The sequence below is a fragment of the Arthrobacter sp. Soil_C_60 genome (assembly GCF_057656375.1).
Genome location: NZ_JBDGKM010000004.1, coordinates 330,413 through 344,884 on the forward strand (window position 1 = coordinate 330,413; position 14,472 = coordinate 344,884).

13 protein-coding genes and 2 pseudogenes are annotated in these 14,472 nt (G+C 61.8%); 11 read left to right on the forward strand and 4 right to left on the reverse strand.

The features are described 5' to 3' along the window. The first annotated feature begins 180 nt into the window (after positions 1 to 180). The 7 genes and pseudogenes from AC3A4M_RS11260 to AC3A4M_RS11290 form a co-directional block, all read left to right on the forward strand. Positions 181 to 552, forward strand: coding sequence for a flavin reductase (locus AC3A4M_RS11260; RefSeq protein ID WP_498735820.1), 372 nt, complete (start codon positions 181 to 183; stop codon positions 550 to 552). Further along, a complete protein-coding gene (locus tag AC3A4M_RS11265) occupies positions 549 to 2,120 on the forward strand; it encodes a 4-hydroxyphenylacetate 3-hydroxylase N-terminal domain-containing protein (protein WP_498735821.1) in 1,572 nt (523 codons plus the stop codon). The genes AC3A4M_RS11260 and AC3A4M_RS11265 overlap by 4 nt, the downstream gene beginning before the upstream one ends. A gap of 461 nt (positions 2,121 to 2,581) precedes the next feature. Continuing rightward, a pseudogene (locus tag AC3A4M_RS11270) lies at positions 2,582 to 2,870 on the forward strand (IS1380 family transposase); the annotation flags it as partial. Positions 2,871 to 3,053: 183 nt separating this feature from the next. Continuing rightward, positions 3,054 to 3,566, forward strand: a complete 513-nt coding sequence (locus AC3A4M_RS11275) for a flavin reductase family protein (RefSeq protein ID WP_498735822.1) — start codon at positions 3,054 to 3,056, stop codon at positions 3,564 to 3,566. 191 nt (positions 3,567 to 3,757) lie between these two features. Further along, positions 3,758 to 5,071 (forward strand): acyl-CoA dehydrogenase family protein, encoded by a 1,314-nt coding sequence (locus AC3A4M_RS11280; RefSeq protein ID WP_498735823.1) that lies wholly within the window; start codon positions 3,758 to 3,760, stop codon positions 5,069 to 5,071. Positions 5,072 to 5,102: 31 nt separating this feature from the next. Further along, positions 5,103 to 5,876 carry a VOC family protein gene (locus AC3A4M_RS11285; RefSeq protein ID WP_498735824.1) on the forward strand — a complete coding sequence of 258 codons (774 nt, stop codon included), beginning with the start codon at positions 5,103 to 5,105 and terminating at the stop codon, positions 5,874 to 5,876. A 286-nt stretch (positions 5,877 to 6,162) separates the two neighbouring features. Then, positions 6,163 to 6,465 (forward strand): annotated as a pseudogene (locus AC3A4M_RS11290) (transposase); the annotation flags it as partial. Positions 6,466 to 6,614: 149 nt separating this feature from the next. Here AC3A4M_RS11290 and AC3A4M_RS11295 read toward each other — a convergent pair. Continuing rightward, the gene (locus tag AC3A4M_RS11295) at positions 6,615 to 7,013 is read right to left on the reverse strand and encodes a RidA family protein (protein WP_498735825.1); all 399 of its coding nucleotides are present in this window, start codon (positions 7,011 to 7,013) and stop codon (positions 6,615 to 6,617) included. 699 nt (positions 7,014 to 7,712) lie between these two features. Here AC3A4M_RS11295 and AC3A4M_RS11300 point away from each other — a divergent pair. From AC3A4M_RS11300 to AC3A4M_RS11315, 4 genes are read left to right on the forward strand one after another with little or no spacing between them, the layout of a single operon-like run. Next, the gene (locus AC3A4M_RS11300; protein ID WP_498735826.1) at positions 7,713 to 9,329 is read left to right on the forward strand and encodes an ABC transporter ATP-binding protein; all 1,617 of its coding nucleotides are present in this window, start codon (positions 7,713 to 7,715) and stop codon (positions 9,327 to 9,329) included. A 30-nt stretch (positions 9,330 to 9,359) separates the two neighbouring features. Then, positions 9,360 to 9,749 (forward strand): RidA family protein, encoded by a 390-nt coding sequence (locus AC3A4M_RS11305; protein WP_498735827.1) that lies wholly within the window; start codon positions 9,360 to 9,362, stop codon positions 9,747 to 9,749. Between the two features lie 11 nt (positions 9,750 to 9,760). Continuing rightward, positions 9,761 to 10,258 carry a flavin reductase family protein gene (locus tag AC3A4M_RS11310; protein ID WP_498735828.1) on the forward strand — a complete coding sequence of 166 codons (498 nt, stop codon included), beginning with the start codon at positions 9,761 to 9,763 and terminating at the stop codon, positions 10,256 to 10,258. Beyond that, complete coding sequence (locus tag AC3A4M_RS11315; RefSeq protein WP_498735829.1) at positions 10,255 to 11,202, forward strand: DMT family transporter; 948 nt, start codon at positions 10,255 to 10,257, stop codon at positions 11,200 to 11,202. Before AC3A4M_RS11310 ends, AC3A4M_RS11315 begins: the two co-directional genes overlap by 4 nt. Here the strand turns inward: AC3A4M_RS11315 and AC3A4M_RS11320 are convergent. Genes AC3A4M_RS11320 through AC3A4M_RS11330 form a run of 3 tightly spaced genes read right to left on the reverse strand, consistent with a single transcriptional unit; the run spans position 11,199 to position 14,286 of the window. Then, entirely contained in the window at positions 11,199 to 12,296 is a 1,098-nt protein-coding gene (locus tag AC3A4M_RS11320; RefSeq protein WP_498735830.1) for a hypothetical protein, read from the reverse strand. The two genes, AC3A4M_RS11315 and AC3A4M_RS11320, sit on opposite strands and share 4 nt — an antisense overlap. Further along, complete coding sequence (locus AC3A4M_RS11325) at positions 12,266 to 13,066, reverse strand: VOC family protein (RefSeq protein WP_498735831.1); 801 nt, start codon at positions 13,064 to 13,066, stop codon at positions 12,266 to 12,268. The genes AC3A4M_RS11320 and AC3A4M_RS11325 overlap by 31 nt, the downstream gene beginning before the upstream one ends. Next, entirely contained in the window at positions 13,063 to 14,286 is a 1,224-nt protein-coding gene (locus AC3A4M_RS11330) for a PucR family transcriptional regulator (protein WP_498735832.1), read from the reverse strand. Before AC3A4M_RS11330 ends, AC3A4M_RS11325 begins: the two co-directional genes overlap by 4 nt. Positions 14,287 to 14,472 lie beyond the last annotated feature (186 nt).

Here is a 14,472-nt window from a genome sequence, read left to right on the forward strand (position 1 = left end):
GGCCTTGCGGCGTAGAGGTCCGGCGAGGTCGGAGTTTCGCGTACGCCGGGAATGGCGTACATTGCCCTGTTTTTCGAAACGACTGCCCTAGGCCTTGACGAATAGTTAATAACCCTTTTGTCACCCAGAGCGGTAACCCGTTTGAGGGAAGCTTTTAGGAGAAACACTTGCATTGCCGGATTGAGCTGCATTACCAGCCTGACTATAAAGTCCACGGTCGTGCTGGTTTCAGTCGGAGACCATGCCAAGATTCACGGTCATTTGAAGCGCGGCTCCCGGCACGCGGCAGTGCTGGCCGACGGCCAGCCCGACGTTGCATCGCACTTTCCCGGCAAGCCCGCAAAGGCCTTGCCGCAATTCGTGTGGCAGGACGGGATGGCCCTCGTCGGTGAAGCCATCGGCTACCTCTCCTGCGGCGTCGTCGACCGGCACCTGGCCGGAGACCAAACCCTGTTCATCGGACAGGTGCAACAGCATAGCCATACCGGCGGTGCATCCCTCGCCTTCCACGCCGGCCAGTTCGGCACCCTTACGAAAGGACACATTTCATGACCACGGTCAGCGAAACCGCAACGAATAACCAAGCCGGAACCACCTCGGCCGGCCGCATGCAAACCGGAGACGAGTTCTTGGAAAGCCTGCGCGACGGGCGGGAGGTCTGGATTTATGGCGAGCGGGTGGACGATGTCACCACCCATCCGGCGTTCCGCAATTCCGCCCGGTCGCTCGCGGACCTTTATGACGCCCTGCACGACCCAGCCACCCGGGACCGTACTACTGCGCCGACGGATACCGGCAGCGGCGGGCTGACCCATCCGTTCTTCAAGGTTGCGCGCAGTAAAGATGATCTGCGGGCTAGCAGGGAAGCTATCCGGACGTGGCAGGAGTTGGTCTTTGGCTGGATGGGGCGGTCGCCTGATTACAAGGCGGCGCTGATCACGGGACTTGGTGCCAACCCGGAGTTCTTCGGCGAGTTCGCCGACAACGCCCGTTACTGGTACAAGGAGAACCAGGAGCGGGTACTGCATATGGGACACGCGATTGTGCATCCGCCGGTTGACCGGTCCCGTGCCGCAGAAGAGGTGAAGGACGTATATGTCAATGTGGAGAAAGAAACCGACAAGGGCGTGATCGTCAGCGGCGCCAAGGTGGTGGCCACAGGGTCACCGACCACGCAGTACGTCTACGTTTCCCACAACGGCGCACCGCTGAAGGACAAGGCTTTTGCCATTACCTTCCTGGCCCCCACCCATGGCAAGGGCATCAAGATGTTTGCCCGCGCCTCCTATGAGTCCACGGCCGCGCGGACTGCCAGCCCTTTCGATTACCCGCTGTCTTCCCGGCTTGATGAGAACGATGCAGTGCTCATATTCGACCAGGCACTGATTCCGTGGGAAAACGTCCTGATCTACGACACGGAAAAGCTGACCGCGTTTGACAACGAATCGGATTGGTCGCCCCGAGCTGTGTTCCAAGCGGCAACCCGGTTTGGTGTGAAACTGGACTTTTTCGTCGGCGCCCTCAGCAAGGCACTGGAAATCACCGGGGCCGGGCAGTTCCGCGGCGTCCAGGCGGGCCTCGGAGAAGTTATCGGTTACCGCCACGCCGTAAACGCTCTGCGGGACGGCATGATCGAGGACGCTACGCCCGGCTGGAATGGAACATTGACTCCCAATAAAGGCTACGGGTGGGCGTACGCATCGATGGCTTCCTCCATGAATCGCCGCGTTCGGGAGATCATCGAAACGGTCGTCGCCTCAGGGCTGATCTACCTGAATTCGAACGCGGTGGACTTCGACACCCCCGAGATGCGGCCTTACCTGGATCGTTACCTGCGCGGATCCAACGGCAAGACGGCACTCGACCGCTCCAAAACCATGAAGCTGCTCTGGGATTCGATCGGTTCTGAGTTCGGGGCGCGCCACGAACTCTACGAGCACAACTACTTCGGTCAGCCCGAACTTCTCCACTTGAAGCTTAACGAGTCGGCGCAGAAGGACGGGACGCTCGACCACGCCCGATCACTCGTAGAAGGGTGCATGAACCAATACGACCTCAACGGATGGACCAAGGGTCGTTTGTTCTCCCCTGACGATGTGAACTTCATCCGCCAACGCTGAACCACCACATACCACTAACAGACCATGTGTCCCGGCGTGCATTTGGAACGACTATGGCGCCGACGACGGCGGGGCCTGCCGGGCTTTTTGTGCCACAAAGGCGGGCACCGCAGTCGTCCCGGTGCCAAACTGGCAAAGGAACACGGCATGACCGATGAAGGCGCTCGTCCTGGTGCCTGAAACCGGCGCCGGGAGAAGGGGAACTATGCGGCAACGGCCGACGTGGACGCGACGCCGCGCTCCACGTCCCCTCCGCCCACGACCTTCCTGATGCTTGTTGCTACCGGCCCTAGTGTTGAGCCGTTGACGGTTTTACCAGGCCTCGATGTACTCCATGAGTTTTGTGTGGGCAGCGAGGCGGCTTCCGAAGCTGTGGTGGTGGTAGAACTGGGTCTGGCGAAGGCGTTGTCCCAGCATTACCCGGCTAACAGTCCAGAATGTTGGTGTTTTGCCGGTTAACGCGGGTGACGGCCGCGGATCCGCTGGTCATCGATCTGGAAGCAACGTTGGTGACGTCCCACTCAGACAAGGAGCGGGTCGCCGGTACCTATAAGGGCGGCTACGACTTTGCCCCGTTCATCCGTGTCTTCGAGTCCGCACTCTCCCAGCTTCCAGATGCCTTCTTCGCTGCGATCGGGGAACCGACCGACCGGAAGATCCTAGTTCCCGCCGGACAGCGCCCGCGCGTCGTGGAAGTTCCTGCGGTACCTGCACTCAAGAGACGTGCGGTTCTCGGTCTCGTACCCGATGCGTTGGGCCAGACGTGAGTGGTCGCGCCGGCGAACGGGTATTCGTTGGTCTGCGGCAGCTGTTGTGTGCCCCATGCACAACAGTCGGGCCAATGGATGTCGCAACTCACATCGACCGTACAAGTGCCGTTGCCCACACTGGGAGTAGCCAGCCGAACATGTGAACCAGAGCAGGAGCCATGCCATGTCAGTAACCGCAGTTGAAGGAAGCCCGGTCTTTGAGGACGCGTCGAATGCCAATACAAAACAGGTCTTCGCGCAGTTCCCGACCGGCGTTGTTGGAGTTTGTGCGTTATTGGACGGCAAGGACGCGGGATTCGCTGCATCGTCTTTCCAGACTGTGTCATGGGATCCTGCCCTGGTCTCCATCTGCGTGCAGAATGACAACAACACGTGGAATGCGTTGCGCGTCAGTGAGCGGATTGGTATCTCGATTTTGGCCGAGGATCAGGCCGCATTGGCGTTTCAGCTCTCGTCCCGGCGCCGCGACCGCTTTGAAGGGGTGCAGACACATGCGTCAGCAGGAAATGCGCTCCTCATCGGTGGTGCGGCAGCGTGGATGGAGTGTTCAGTGCATCAAGAAGTTCCTGCCGGGGACCATACAATTGTGATCTTTGCAGTCCACCACCTCGGGACGGCTGATCAAGCGCCGATGATCTACCACAGGCAATCAATCGGTCGCATCCTGACCGTGTAAGTGCCGGCCCACCTTTCAAGGGTGTAATACCAGCACTAGAAGCGGGGCCGGCAACGGGCTTTGGTTGTTTCTGCTGCACAAGTTGGCGAGCGGTTCTTGTTGCAAGGAACATTGTTGCCGCCGTCCCGGTCTTCCAAGGTTGAACCAGCGCTTATAAACCCAATCATTCCAGTAACGAGGGAGACAACAGCATGACCAGAGTATCCATGACGACTCAGGCTCCGGTGGCTTCGGCCCCCAAACCTGCCTCCGCAACTATCCAGGAACCAGGACTGGCGGGGCCGTTCAGCCTGCAGGTCCCGACGGAAAAAGACCCGGGCATCAGATTCGAGCTTGAACGCCTGCTGGCCCGGGCACGGGAGATCCGCCCGCGGTTGCGCGAAGCCCAGGCACAGACAGAAATCGACGGTCAGTACTCGCAGGAAGTGCACGAGTATTTTCTCAAGCACGGGTTCTACCGGATGCTGCAGCCAAAGATGTTTGGCGGGCTTGAACTCGGGGTCTCGGCTTTTTACCAGGTCATCGCTGAAGTGGCCCGTGGGTGCCCTTCCACCGCTTGGTGCCTGTCGTTGTCAGTGGGCCACTCGCTGACTTTGAGTTCCTTCTTTGAAGAACGCGCCCAACGCGAGGTCTTCGGTGCCAACGGTTACATGATCTGCCCGGCCAGCGGCAACGGGAAAAACACCACAGTAGAGCGCGTAAATGGCGGATGGGAAGTGAGCGGATTCTGGCGCTACTGCTCCGGAGCCCCGTATTCCACCCACTTCATGGCCACCGCCAACCTCCCCGGCGAGCAGGAAGGGGATCCCGAACAGCGCGTCTGGATGATCCTGCGCCGCGAGGAGTATGACGTTCAGGACGACTGGGGGCGGGTTATCGGCATGCGCGGTTCCGGTTCCAACAGCATCAACGCCGAGAAGGCCTTTGTGCCCGATTACTGCATCTCTCCGGAGACGTGGACGGCCAATAACTCGGGTGACACGGTTGGCTCTAAGCTGCACAACAATTCGGTTTTCGCCGGCACCTTTTTCGGTTTCGCCGAAGGCGAAGTGGCCGCAACGTCCGTGGGGCTCGGCTACGCCGCTATTGACGAATTTGAAAAGATTGTCCGCAATACGCGCCACCCGTGGATCAAGGACGGTGGTGTACGCGCCGACTACGAAGAGTGGCAGCGGGTGTTGGGGATGGCCATCTCCTACGTGGACGCCGCACAGTCCGTCCTGGTCAACAGCTCACGCCTCTACGAAGAGTACGCAGCCCGTTCCGTCGACGGGCTGGAAGCGTTTGATGAATCCCGCTCCATGCGTCTAAACGGGGTGTACTTCGTCGTTGAGGAATTGGTCTGGAAGGCCGTAGATCTGATGCTGCACAACGCCGGCAGCCAGAACAGTGCCGACGGCGCGCCCCTTCAGCGGTACTTCCGCGACATTCTCACCACGCGCACCAGGACTGACACCTTCGAGCTGTTCTCGGTCAACACCGGCACCAGCCACCTGCAGGCTTGAAACGAATTTGGCCGACGAAAGGAACAACCGTATGACCGCCGAAACCCGCCGGAAAACCTACACCGCTGGTACTAGCGTGTGGCAGGAATTGACCGCAACCTCAGCCGACGGACTGGAGGACTTCTACCGTGAAGTCCTTGGATGGGAACTGAAAGTCGACGGCACGGAAGGGATATTCAGCCTTGACGGCTTGCCCGTCTCGAGTTTGCGTATCGACCCCAAGGCCAAGCCAGAGGAGACAGGGTGGATGGTTTATCTCGGCGCCGAGAAAATCTCACAAACAGTCGAACGTGCGGTGGCGGCTGGGGCCACCGTCGCGAAGGAACACGTCAACATTCCCATTTCGAATGACGCCGCAGTGGTCCTGCGCGATCCGGAAGGGCCGCTGTTCGGCATCGCGTCCGTGGCCCCGGAAAAAGCATCATTGCCTTCGGCTGCGATTGGACGGCCGGCACTGGTGGACGTAATGAGCCACGATTCGGCTGCCGCCACCTGCTTCCAGCGGTCACTGTTCCCGGAGAACGTTCTTGAACACGTGGAGGAAGAACTCAGTGTCTTTCGGGACGCCGAAGGGGCCCCGCTGCGCGGTATCAACGCCATCCATGATGACGTGAAGGCAGTGCTGCCCCCGCACTGGTTAATGTGGTTTGTCGTCGCAGACCAGGCCAAGGCGGCCGACACCGCGCTTGCCGCCGGAGGCGGAGTGAACGTCCAGGACCAACCGATCGCCTTTGGCCGCTGGGCCGTAGTCACCGACCCCTCGGGGGGAACATTCAAAGCGCTGCAACTGGACCGGAAGATCTAGACCCGACGAGGAGGGCTCTGCCTACCGGCACGTAGTCAGGTAGTGCCGTATGTCGGCGGGTCTTGGGGATGTAGGACACAGCCAAGCGGTACGTCCTACGGCATCATGCGTTTGCGCTATCCGGCCCGTAACGACGACCAGGAGGTGTGCATGCAACCCCGTACCATCAGCGTGTGGTACGGGGTTCTTTGCTTCAGCGGCAGGAAGGGTGGCTCCCGACACGGCCCAGGACCTCCCGCCTACTCTTCGTCGGATGCTGAGCGCTTGCGTATTTGGCGCTTACGTCATCGTGCAGCTCTGGGAATCCTCCTGGGCGGACTTTGCGCCGTTCCGGGAGTACGACGTGGAGATCCGGTGGGTGATCTGCACGACGAACGCGATCGAGTCGATCAATGCCCGCTACCGGCGGGCAGTGAGGGCGCGCGGGCACTTCCCCAGCGAGGCCGCTGCACTGAAATGCCTCTACCTGGTCACCAGGTCTCTTGACCCTACCGGCGGAGGCCGGGCACGCTGGGTGATGAGATGGAATCCTGCGCTCAACGCGTTCGCGATCACCTTCGCCGGCCGGTTCGAGGGAACTTCCCACTGATGAAACCGCCGGACCCCACACACCGTCTATCGGACAGTCCCGCATCTTCACAGTGCGTGAGCGCTTAACGACTCTTAGCGTCAGTGACTTCTTGTGTGTCGGCCGGGAGACCTGTCGCAACGCGAATCGGCTGGCCCGGGTGCCCGAGCCTAAGAGCTGCGCTCCTTGATCTTTGCTCCGCGGTGGGCCCAGGCTTCGAACTCTATCTTCATCTCTGGAAACACCAGCCCGACGACGGTCAAGGCTCCCGCGGCGGGCCTGGGACTGGGCAACAGTTCGCGGAGGACTTCGTCCATGGCGAAGGCATACTCGCGCTTTGACACGTACGGCCGGAAGTACACCACCTCCGACATCGAGCTCCCGGCCTGCTCGAGCAGGGCGGCCATGGTTCCGATCGCGGTCCGCACCTGGATTTCCAATTCGTCGGAGATGCTTCCGTCCGCCTCGTGCCCACCTATGCCGCTGACGATCACCCACTGGTCGTTGCTCAGGGTGTGGGAGAAGGGGTGGGGCGGCTCTGGGGCGCGGTTGGCAATCCACTGGTTCATGGTGGCCCTTTCGTTAGTGTGCTGTGGGATATGGCTCGAGTTGGGAATCGACGTCAGGCTGCCGTTGGTTCGAAACTGAGGCAGAACCTGTTCGGAGAAAGCGCCAGCGTCTTTTCCAGCAGCGGACAGGCCTTAATGCCGGTAGTCACTCACGGAATGACCCAACCAGCGCCGTTGCCTACACCGTGCAGGTGGACCAGCGTCTCGCGCCGACCATGCCGGCGACAGTCGGTCGATGCCTTGCAGCTCCACCCGCTGCGGTTCATTCCAGTGTTTCCAGAACGTCCGGAGAAAATCGCGGCTTGCTGGTCCATCTCGATCCCTTCGTGGCGCTGGGTCGCTTGGATGGATCTCTGCTTTATGTGCAGCTCATCACTATCGTTCACTATAGGGGCATATACGATGTTTTTTAATAGAACAAGAGTGGGCTCTTCCTGGGCCGAGGATCTGTTGTGCAGGTGCTGGTCGTTTGGCTGTGTCTTTCGCTGCCGGTTCCAAGGGCCGGCCACTCCGAGTGGATGCGGGGCAGGGAGGTGAAATACGTACCGGATCCATGTCGATGGTGGGCTTTGGACGCCACCATGGGCGCCGGACCAGTTCTGGCATCGGAGATTGTTCCCGTGACCAATTGCCTGCCTCGTAATCTGATCCCCAGAACAGATTTTAGGCCGGGATCATCTACTGCAAGGAGAATTCGAGATGCCGGAAAACAACGTCGTCGTAGAGGTCACGGGCCTTCGGGTGGTGCTCTCTTCTGGCGAGGCAATCGTCGAGAACATCTCGTTCGCGATCCGGGAGGGAGAAATTCTCGGTGTCGTTGGAGAATCCGGCTCCGGTAAGACAACAGTCAGCATGGCACTTCTCGATTATGCCCGTGACGGTTCCCGCATCGCGGACGGCGTCGTTGATGTGGCAGGAAAGAACGTGATCGGGGCGGATGCACGAACCGCAGCCGCATTGCGCGGCCGCACCGTGGCCTATGTGTCACAGGATCCCTCTGCCGCGTTCAATCCGGCCCTGCGGCTTCGCAGCCAGCTGCACCAGCTGGCCAGTGCGCATGGGTTGGGCACGGATCAGGCTGTATTGCGAACCCGGATCGCGGAGGTGATGGATGAGGTCGGACTGCCTGCGGGACCGGAGTTCCTCGAACGTTTCCCGCACCAGCTTTCCGGCGGCCAGCTCCAGCGCGTTGGGATAGCCATGGCTATCCTCCTCAAGCCGCCGGTCATCGTCCTGGATGAACCCACTACAGGCCTGGACGTAACCACACAGAGCCGCGTTCTGGCCCTCGTGCGCAACCTGTGCACCCGTCACGGCATCGCGGCGCTTTATGTCACTCACGACTTGGCGGTGATCGCCGAGATCGCTGACAACGTCATGGTCATGCAGTCCGGCCGCATTGTCGAAAGCGGCTCAGTCCAATCCGTCTTCCGCAGCCCGCGCGAAGACTACACACGCCAGCTCCTGTCCGCGGTACCGGACATCTGCACGGACTACGCACCTTCATCCGATGACACGGAATCCGATGACGGTGCCGTGCTCGAGCTGAGCAACGTCTCCGCCGGCTATGGAGACAGGACCGTGCTCGAGTCGATTACCTTCGAGGTCAGGCGGGGGGAGTGCCTGGCTCTGGTGGGCGAATCCGGATCCGGTAAAAGCACCTTGTCCAAGGCCCTCATCGGCTTGCACGGGGCTTTCGAGGGAACGGTCCGGCTCTTGGGTGAGGATGTTCCAGCGAGAGCGGACCGGCGCCCCCGCACGATGCTGCGCAACATGCAATACATTTTCCAAAGCCCGCATACCTCCCTTAATCCCCGGCGGACAGTGGCCGAAAGCATTGCTCTGGTCCACAAAGTGGTAGTGGGCGGCAGCGCCCGCGGTCGCCAGCAGGCCGTCATGGAGTCGCTGGAAAAGGTTCGCTTGCGCGCCGAGTGCGCGGCGATGTACCCGAACCAGCTCTCCGGAGGTGAACGCCAGCGAGTCTCCATCGCCCGGGCCCTGGTCGGAAAACCAAAGCTGCTGATCTGCGATGAAGTGACGTCCGCGCTTGATGTGGTCGTCCAGGAATCCATTCTGGAACTGCTGCGGAATCTGCAGGACAGCGAGAACCTGTCGATGATCTTCGTGACTCACAACCTGGCGGTGGTCAGCAGTCTGGCCGACCGCATCATTGTGTTGAACCAGGGCCGGATTGTCGAGACCGGCCCGGCGCATCGGGTCCTCAGCCGGCCCCAACACGCCTATACCCGACAGCTGGTGGAAAACTCCCTTTCCATTTCGGCGGTAACTGACCGCCGCTGGGCAAATGCCAGCTGAAACAGCACTACAACAATGCGGAGGAACACCATGCCGAATGACATCATCACCTGGCTTCCCATTCCCGGCAAGGAGGATCTCAACCTCCCGCTGTCCCAAGGGGCTGTCCACAACAATCTGGTGATCATGACCCAAGTACCCCAACGCACAGACGGAACCATGGAGTTGGGCGACGTGCGTGCACAGACGCGCGAAGTGATGCGCAACTTCCAGGAAGAACTGGCAAAAATCGGCAGCGGCCTGGATAGCGTCCTGAGCATCACCGTTTATCTGACGGACATTGACGAGTTCACAGCGATGGCCGAGGTCTGGCAGGAGTACTACCCGGGACGCGGGCCGGGCCGGACTACGGTGGGCGTCTCGGGCCTGACACCGGCCGGATTAAAGGTCGAAATGACTGCCTTCGCGGTGCGCGGCTAATGGCAGGACAAATGCACGCCCAGACGGTGAAGGCCCGGGACGAGTTTAGGACACTGGTCCGCAACGTTCCTGCCGGCGTCAGCGTTCTAACGGGGTGGGATGCGGATTCCAAGCCGTTGGGGGTGGTCGTCAGTTCCTTCGTCCCGCTTTCACTCAACCCGCGTTTGTGCGCCTTCAGTATCAGGCGCGACGCCTGGACCTTCTCCCAGATCCGCCACACGGGCGTTCTTGGCGTCTCAGTTCTGGCCAGCGACCAGCACGAGGTCTGCCAGCGGTTCGCCGCCGGAGGCGCCGAACGCTTTGACAGCGTTCCCTGGCATGTCGGTTCGCAGGGACTGCCGTTCCTGGGCGGGACTGTTGCCGAACTCGTCTGCCGCATCACTGCCGTGCACGACGGCGGTGACCATGAATTGTTCATTGTCCGGATTGAGGACGTGCAGACCCGGCGCGACGGGGACCACCTGGTTCTCGTGAACGGCAGATTCGGGCGGGCAGAGATGTTCGGGTGACAGCGTCCCCACGACACTTTTGGATGGCCGTGGCCGGTGCCATGCTCTTTGCCCAGTCGGCGGTCCTTACCAAGGCGAGCGGCGCTGAGTTCGCCGCGGCCACCTTCTACCGATGCGCCTATGCAGTCCCAGTACTCATCGCATGGGCCCATCTGGCTGGCCGGCGCGCGGGTGCCGACCCACGGATCTCCCCCACCGGCGTGTTGGCCGGAGTCTTTTTCTCCGGAAACCTGCTGTGTTGGAATGCCGCCATCGCCATGATTGGCGCCTCCCTGGCTGCAGTGATGGGCAATATTCAGGTTATCGTCGTGGCCCTGGCGGTGTGGATCATCGATGGAAAGCGCCCACGGTTGGCCTTCTGGGTAACGCTGCCGATCATCTTGAGCGGCGCCGCACTTGTTGCAGGACTGGGACACGACCCGTTGGATCCCAACATCGGCAGCCGCCCGCTGGGGACACTGCTGTGCGTCGGATCTTCGGTCTTCGGCGCCGCGTGCCTGCTGGTCCTGTCCCGGCTACCGGAAGGCCGGCGCGGGCAGGTGGCCACTGTACGTGACATGACCGCCACCACAGCCGTTCTTAGTCTGTGCTTGACGCTGACCACCGGCCCGGAATCCATGATCCTGTCCGCCGAAAGCCACCTGATCCTCCTTGCTCTGGCCTTGTCAAGCCAGGTCCTGGCCTGGGCACTTTACAACCGGGGACTGCTCAGCGTTTCGCCCGTCCTGGCTGCCCTGATATCGCTGGGACAGCCTGTACTCACCGCCTTTACCGCGGGCATCATGCTGCGTGAACGGCTGGAACCGCAACAGCTGTTTGGCGGCGCCCTGATCTTGGCGGCCGTTGCGTGGATGAGCTGGACGGACCTGCGGCCGTCGCGGCCGCGCTTCGCGCCGGGGTCCCGTCCGCAGCCCGAGAAGATCAGGGCAACCGTGAGACGTTAGCGGGTATGTACCGGTTTGGCGAACCAGGCTGGAACCGGACCAAGCCTCGGACCCGGCGCCATCAGGCCGGGCGGTGCAGAGACGACCGTCGGGATTCGGTTTACGGCCTGGCTAGCCGTGGTAGCCAGGCCTTGGCCACCACGCACTGTTGCCTCAACGCCGGGTTCTCCGGTCAGCGTCCATTCCTCCCCCGAGGGAGAATTGGCCAGCGAGATGTCGTCAAACCGCAGGGTGACTTCCTGGCGCGTCCTGAGGAGAACCCGGCGGCTGATGCCGCCGATGGTGCCGGCCGCCACGTGTATTACCCGCTGGTCGAAGTCTACGAGCGTTTGGGCCTCGGTTACGGTCACGGGGGCGCTCCACGCCTCTTCCTCTACCACGTCGAGGCCCAGCCCTTCCGCAATGGCGTGCAGGGCGCACCAAGCCGCACCGCTGGGGCGGCCAGGCTGGCGGGCGGCCGGTGCCGTGGATTCCGGATGTTCTCCGATTCCCAGCAGGCGTGCTGTCCCCGGCGCTCGAAGGAACAGTGGCCGGCGACCGATGCCGTGAACGGACGCCAGGCTGCCGGTGACACCGGCTAGCAGGAGAGGCAGTTGAATCCATAAGGCGTCGGTATGGCCACTGCCAAGGATGCTGATGCCCGCGCTGCGGGCCAGCGAGTCGATCCGTTCGGCGGCTTCCGGATCGCAGGACCAGGGAGCCATAGCCTCTTCCGCCAGGGTTATGACGTCGGCGCCGGCTCTGGCGCACATGGCCAGGTGTTCCTCCTGGTCGGAAAGCCGGCTGCCGGTCGCAATGAATGCCACCAGCGGGCCGATGTTCTCCAGCCCTACCGGCAGGGTCTCCCCTACCACGACGCCCCACGGTTTCTCGCCGGCCAGCACCCCAAGGTCTTGGCCCAACCGCCCCGTTCCGCGGCCGACGGCGGCGACAATGGGGATGCCCCGGGAACGGAGCAGGCGTGCGATAGCCAGATTAGCCTGCCCGGCTCCCACGATGATGCATCCCGCAGGGATGCATCCCGTTGCCGAGACGACGGCCGGCGCCTCGATCGCCCCCTCGGTCATGATGCGCTGTCCTCGTACCGGTGCCATGATCCATAGACACCGCCTGCAGGCATCTCACGCAGCCCGAACGTCGCGCCCGCGGGATCGGTGAGAACCGCGTACCGGACGGAGAAATTCGACATGGTGAGGGGAACCTTCACCAGTGCACCGTAGTCGACGGCCATGGCGATCGTGCTGTAAAGCTCGTCGACATGGAAATAGGGGATCCAATGGGCCGGGGCAGCGGTGGCTAAGAACGTCCCCATATCCACGGCCCCTGCAACCGGACCACCGTCGTCAGTGAAAACCACATAGCTGTGCGGGTCATCCGGAACGGAGACGGTAGCGAGCCCCAGCAGAGAGCAGTAGAAGGCGCTGGACCCCGCAAGATCCGAGGTGCACAACTCGAGCACTTCCTGTGCGGCCTGCGTATGCCCTGGGATGTTGGAGAGGATAATTTCCGAGCCGTCCGGGGCCTGCACCACGAAGGTGTCCGGGTCATCCAGCATCACCAGACGGCCCCCGAGCAATTCTGCGCGCTGCAGCGCGGCAGGCAGATCCTCCACTACGATGCGTATGAGCCATCGGGAATTAGCGTCCGTCAGCAAGGGGCCGCGGAAACAGGCCGCAGTAGCGTCCTTACGGTTCGATCCCCCCGAAACGCGGGAGAACACCAAGGACTCGTAAAACTCCTTCATCTCGGCGGCACCCGTCGTAGACAAAACTAAAGAGCGTGACAGCGCACCGGTTTCGGTCTCGAAAGGCTCCTGCACCGCAAGCCTGTCGCCGGACCTGCCGTTCATCTCCCAGCGAATCATCGTCCGTTCTCCTCTCTACTTTGGTCTCCGGGCCAGGCAGAGGACGGTCCGCCGTTTGACAATTCCGTAGCTTCTTCTACGAGCGTCGTCCCTCCGCCCGCACCCAGACCAATGATGGCAATCCAAAAATGCATTCTGTTCTGGAAGGACGACAGCGAACGTTTTGTCAGCGATTCAATTTGGTCCAGCCGATAGCGAAGAGTGTTTCGGTGGATGAACAGTTCGGTCGCGGTCCTGAGGTTGGCGCAATCCAGCCGCAGATAGGTCGCCAAGGTGAGCACCAGATCTCCGCTGTTGTTCCTGTCATAGTCCAGAAGGGGCCGCAGGGCCTCCGTACTCAACGACTCCAGCGGCAAATCGAGGTTCGCGAGCATCAGTATCGAACCCAGGTTCATTGCCATGTCAGAAGTAATGCCGGCTCTGCTTGTGGCGGCCGCGCGGGCGTGGAAGTAGCTCAGGCGCAAACCGGCGATCCCGGGGTATGTTGCCCCGATACCAAGGCGTGCCTCGGTCCCGAGCCGGGACAGGTGTGCGAACGTCACGTTGGCCAAGGCCCGGGCCGGTGTGGACGCCGGCACCACCAGGACCACTTGGCCGGCAACGATAGCCCGGACGTAGGGGTCTTGTCCGGCCTCCACCAGGGTGTGCAGGTTCCAGGGAATTGAACGCAGGCGCTGTTCCGAGGCGCGGACTTGTCCCACCAGGACCCGGTGGTCCTTTGCCGTGTCCACGCCGATTCCCCTAAGCCGGTCGGCCGCATCATGGTCCGTCAACCTGGCGTGCAGGAAATCCTCGAGGATCTGGCCCGCGAGCTCACGCCGACCTTCCAGCCGCGCCTGTTCCCGGCTGAGCTCGGCAACGATGAGGTCGGCAGCAAATGAGCAGATCCCGCCCGGGTCCGACGGGGTTTCGGCACAGAGCAGCGCAACGGTCTCGCCTCCCAGCTTCAGCGGAACAATCACCTTGCCCAGGTCAAGACCGGACGACGCCTGTTCCCACGCAAGGATCCCGGGGACGTCCCAGACAGCACGGCTCGGCACCGCTGCGAGAATGCTGCCGCGTGTATCCACGAGGCACACCCGCGTGGACAGGACCCGGCCAAGGGCAGAGACTATCGCGGTCAGCCCCAGTCCAGATTGCAAGGTATGGGCCAGAGTTTGGTAGCTACTGGTAAGCCACTCCGGGGTTAAAGCTGCAGGGCCGGTGACAGTGGAAGTCATGGTTACCAGTATTCCCGACCTCTGATGCAGCACGGATGTTCCGCAGACCAGTCTGCAAGCCGGATCTTGTGCACAGGACCAATGCGCCGGCCTTCGTTCAGCCCGCAGACTCTTTCCTATCGTTCGCGCTGACGGGCAGATCACCCTTGTTGGACGCCTTGCCGACCCTCCTCGGCCCTGCGCGTC

Bases quoted from the DNA above. Each gene is read 5' to 3' on its own strand.
- AC3A4M_RS11280 (WP_498735823.1), top strand. From the start codon at position 3,758: ATGACCAGAGTATCCATGACGACTCAGGCTCCGGTGGCTTCGGCCCCC.
- AC3A4M_RS11300 (WP_498735826.1), top strand. From the start codon at position 7,713: ATGCCGGAAAACAACGTCGTCGTAGAGGTCACGGGCCTTCGGGTGGTG.
- AC3A4M_RS11265 (WP_498735821.1), top strand. From the start codon at position 549: ATGACCACGGTCAGCGAAACCGCAACGAATAACCAAGCCGGAACCACC.
- AC3A4M_RS11325 (WP_498735831.1), bottom strand. From the start codon at position 13,066: ATGATTCGCTGGGAGATGAACGGCAGGTCCGGCGACAGGCTTGCGGTG.
- AC3A4M_RS11330 (WP_498735832.1), bottom strand. From the start codon at position 14,286: ATGACTTCCACTGTCACCGGCCCTGCAGCTTTAACCCCGGAGTGGCTT.
- AC3A4M_RS11305 (WP_498735827.1), top strand. From the start codon at position 9,360: ATGCCGAATGACATCATCACCTGGCTTCCCATTCCCGGCAAGGAGGAT.
- AC3A4M_RS11285 (WP_498735824.1), top strand. From the start codon at position 5,103: ATGACCGCCGAAACCCGCCGGAAAACCTACACCGCTGGTACTAGCGTG.
- AC3A4M_RS11295 (WP_498735825.1), bottom strand. From the start codon at position 7,013: ATGAACCAGTGGATTGCCAACCGCGCCCCAGAGCCGCCCCACCCCTTC.
- AC3A4M_RS11310 (WP_498735828.1), top strand. From the start codon at position 9,761: ATGCACGCCCAGACGGTGAAGGCCCGGGACGAGTTTAGGACACTGGTC.
- AC3A4M_RS11275 (WP_498735822.1), top strand. From the start codon at position 3,054: ATGTCAGTAACCGCAGTTGAAGGAAGCCCGGTCTTTGAGGACGCGTCG.
- AC3A4M_RS11320 (WP_498735830.1), bottom strand. From the start codon at position 12,296: ATGGCACCGGTACGAGGACAGCGCATCATGACCGAGGGGGCGATCGAG.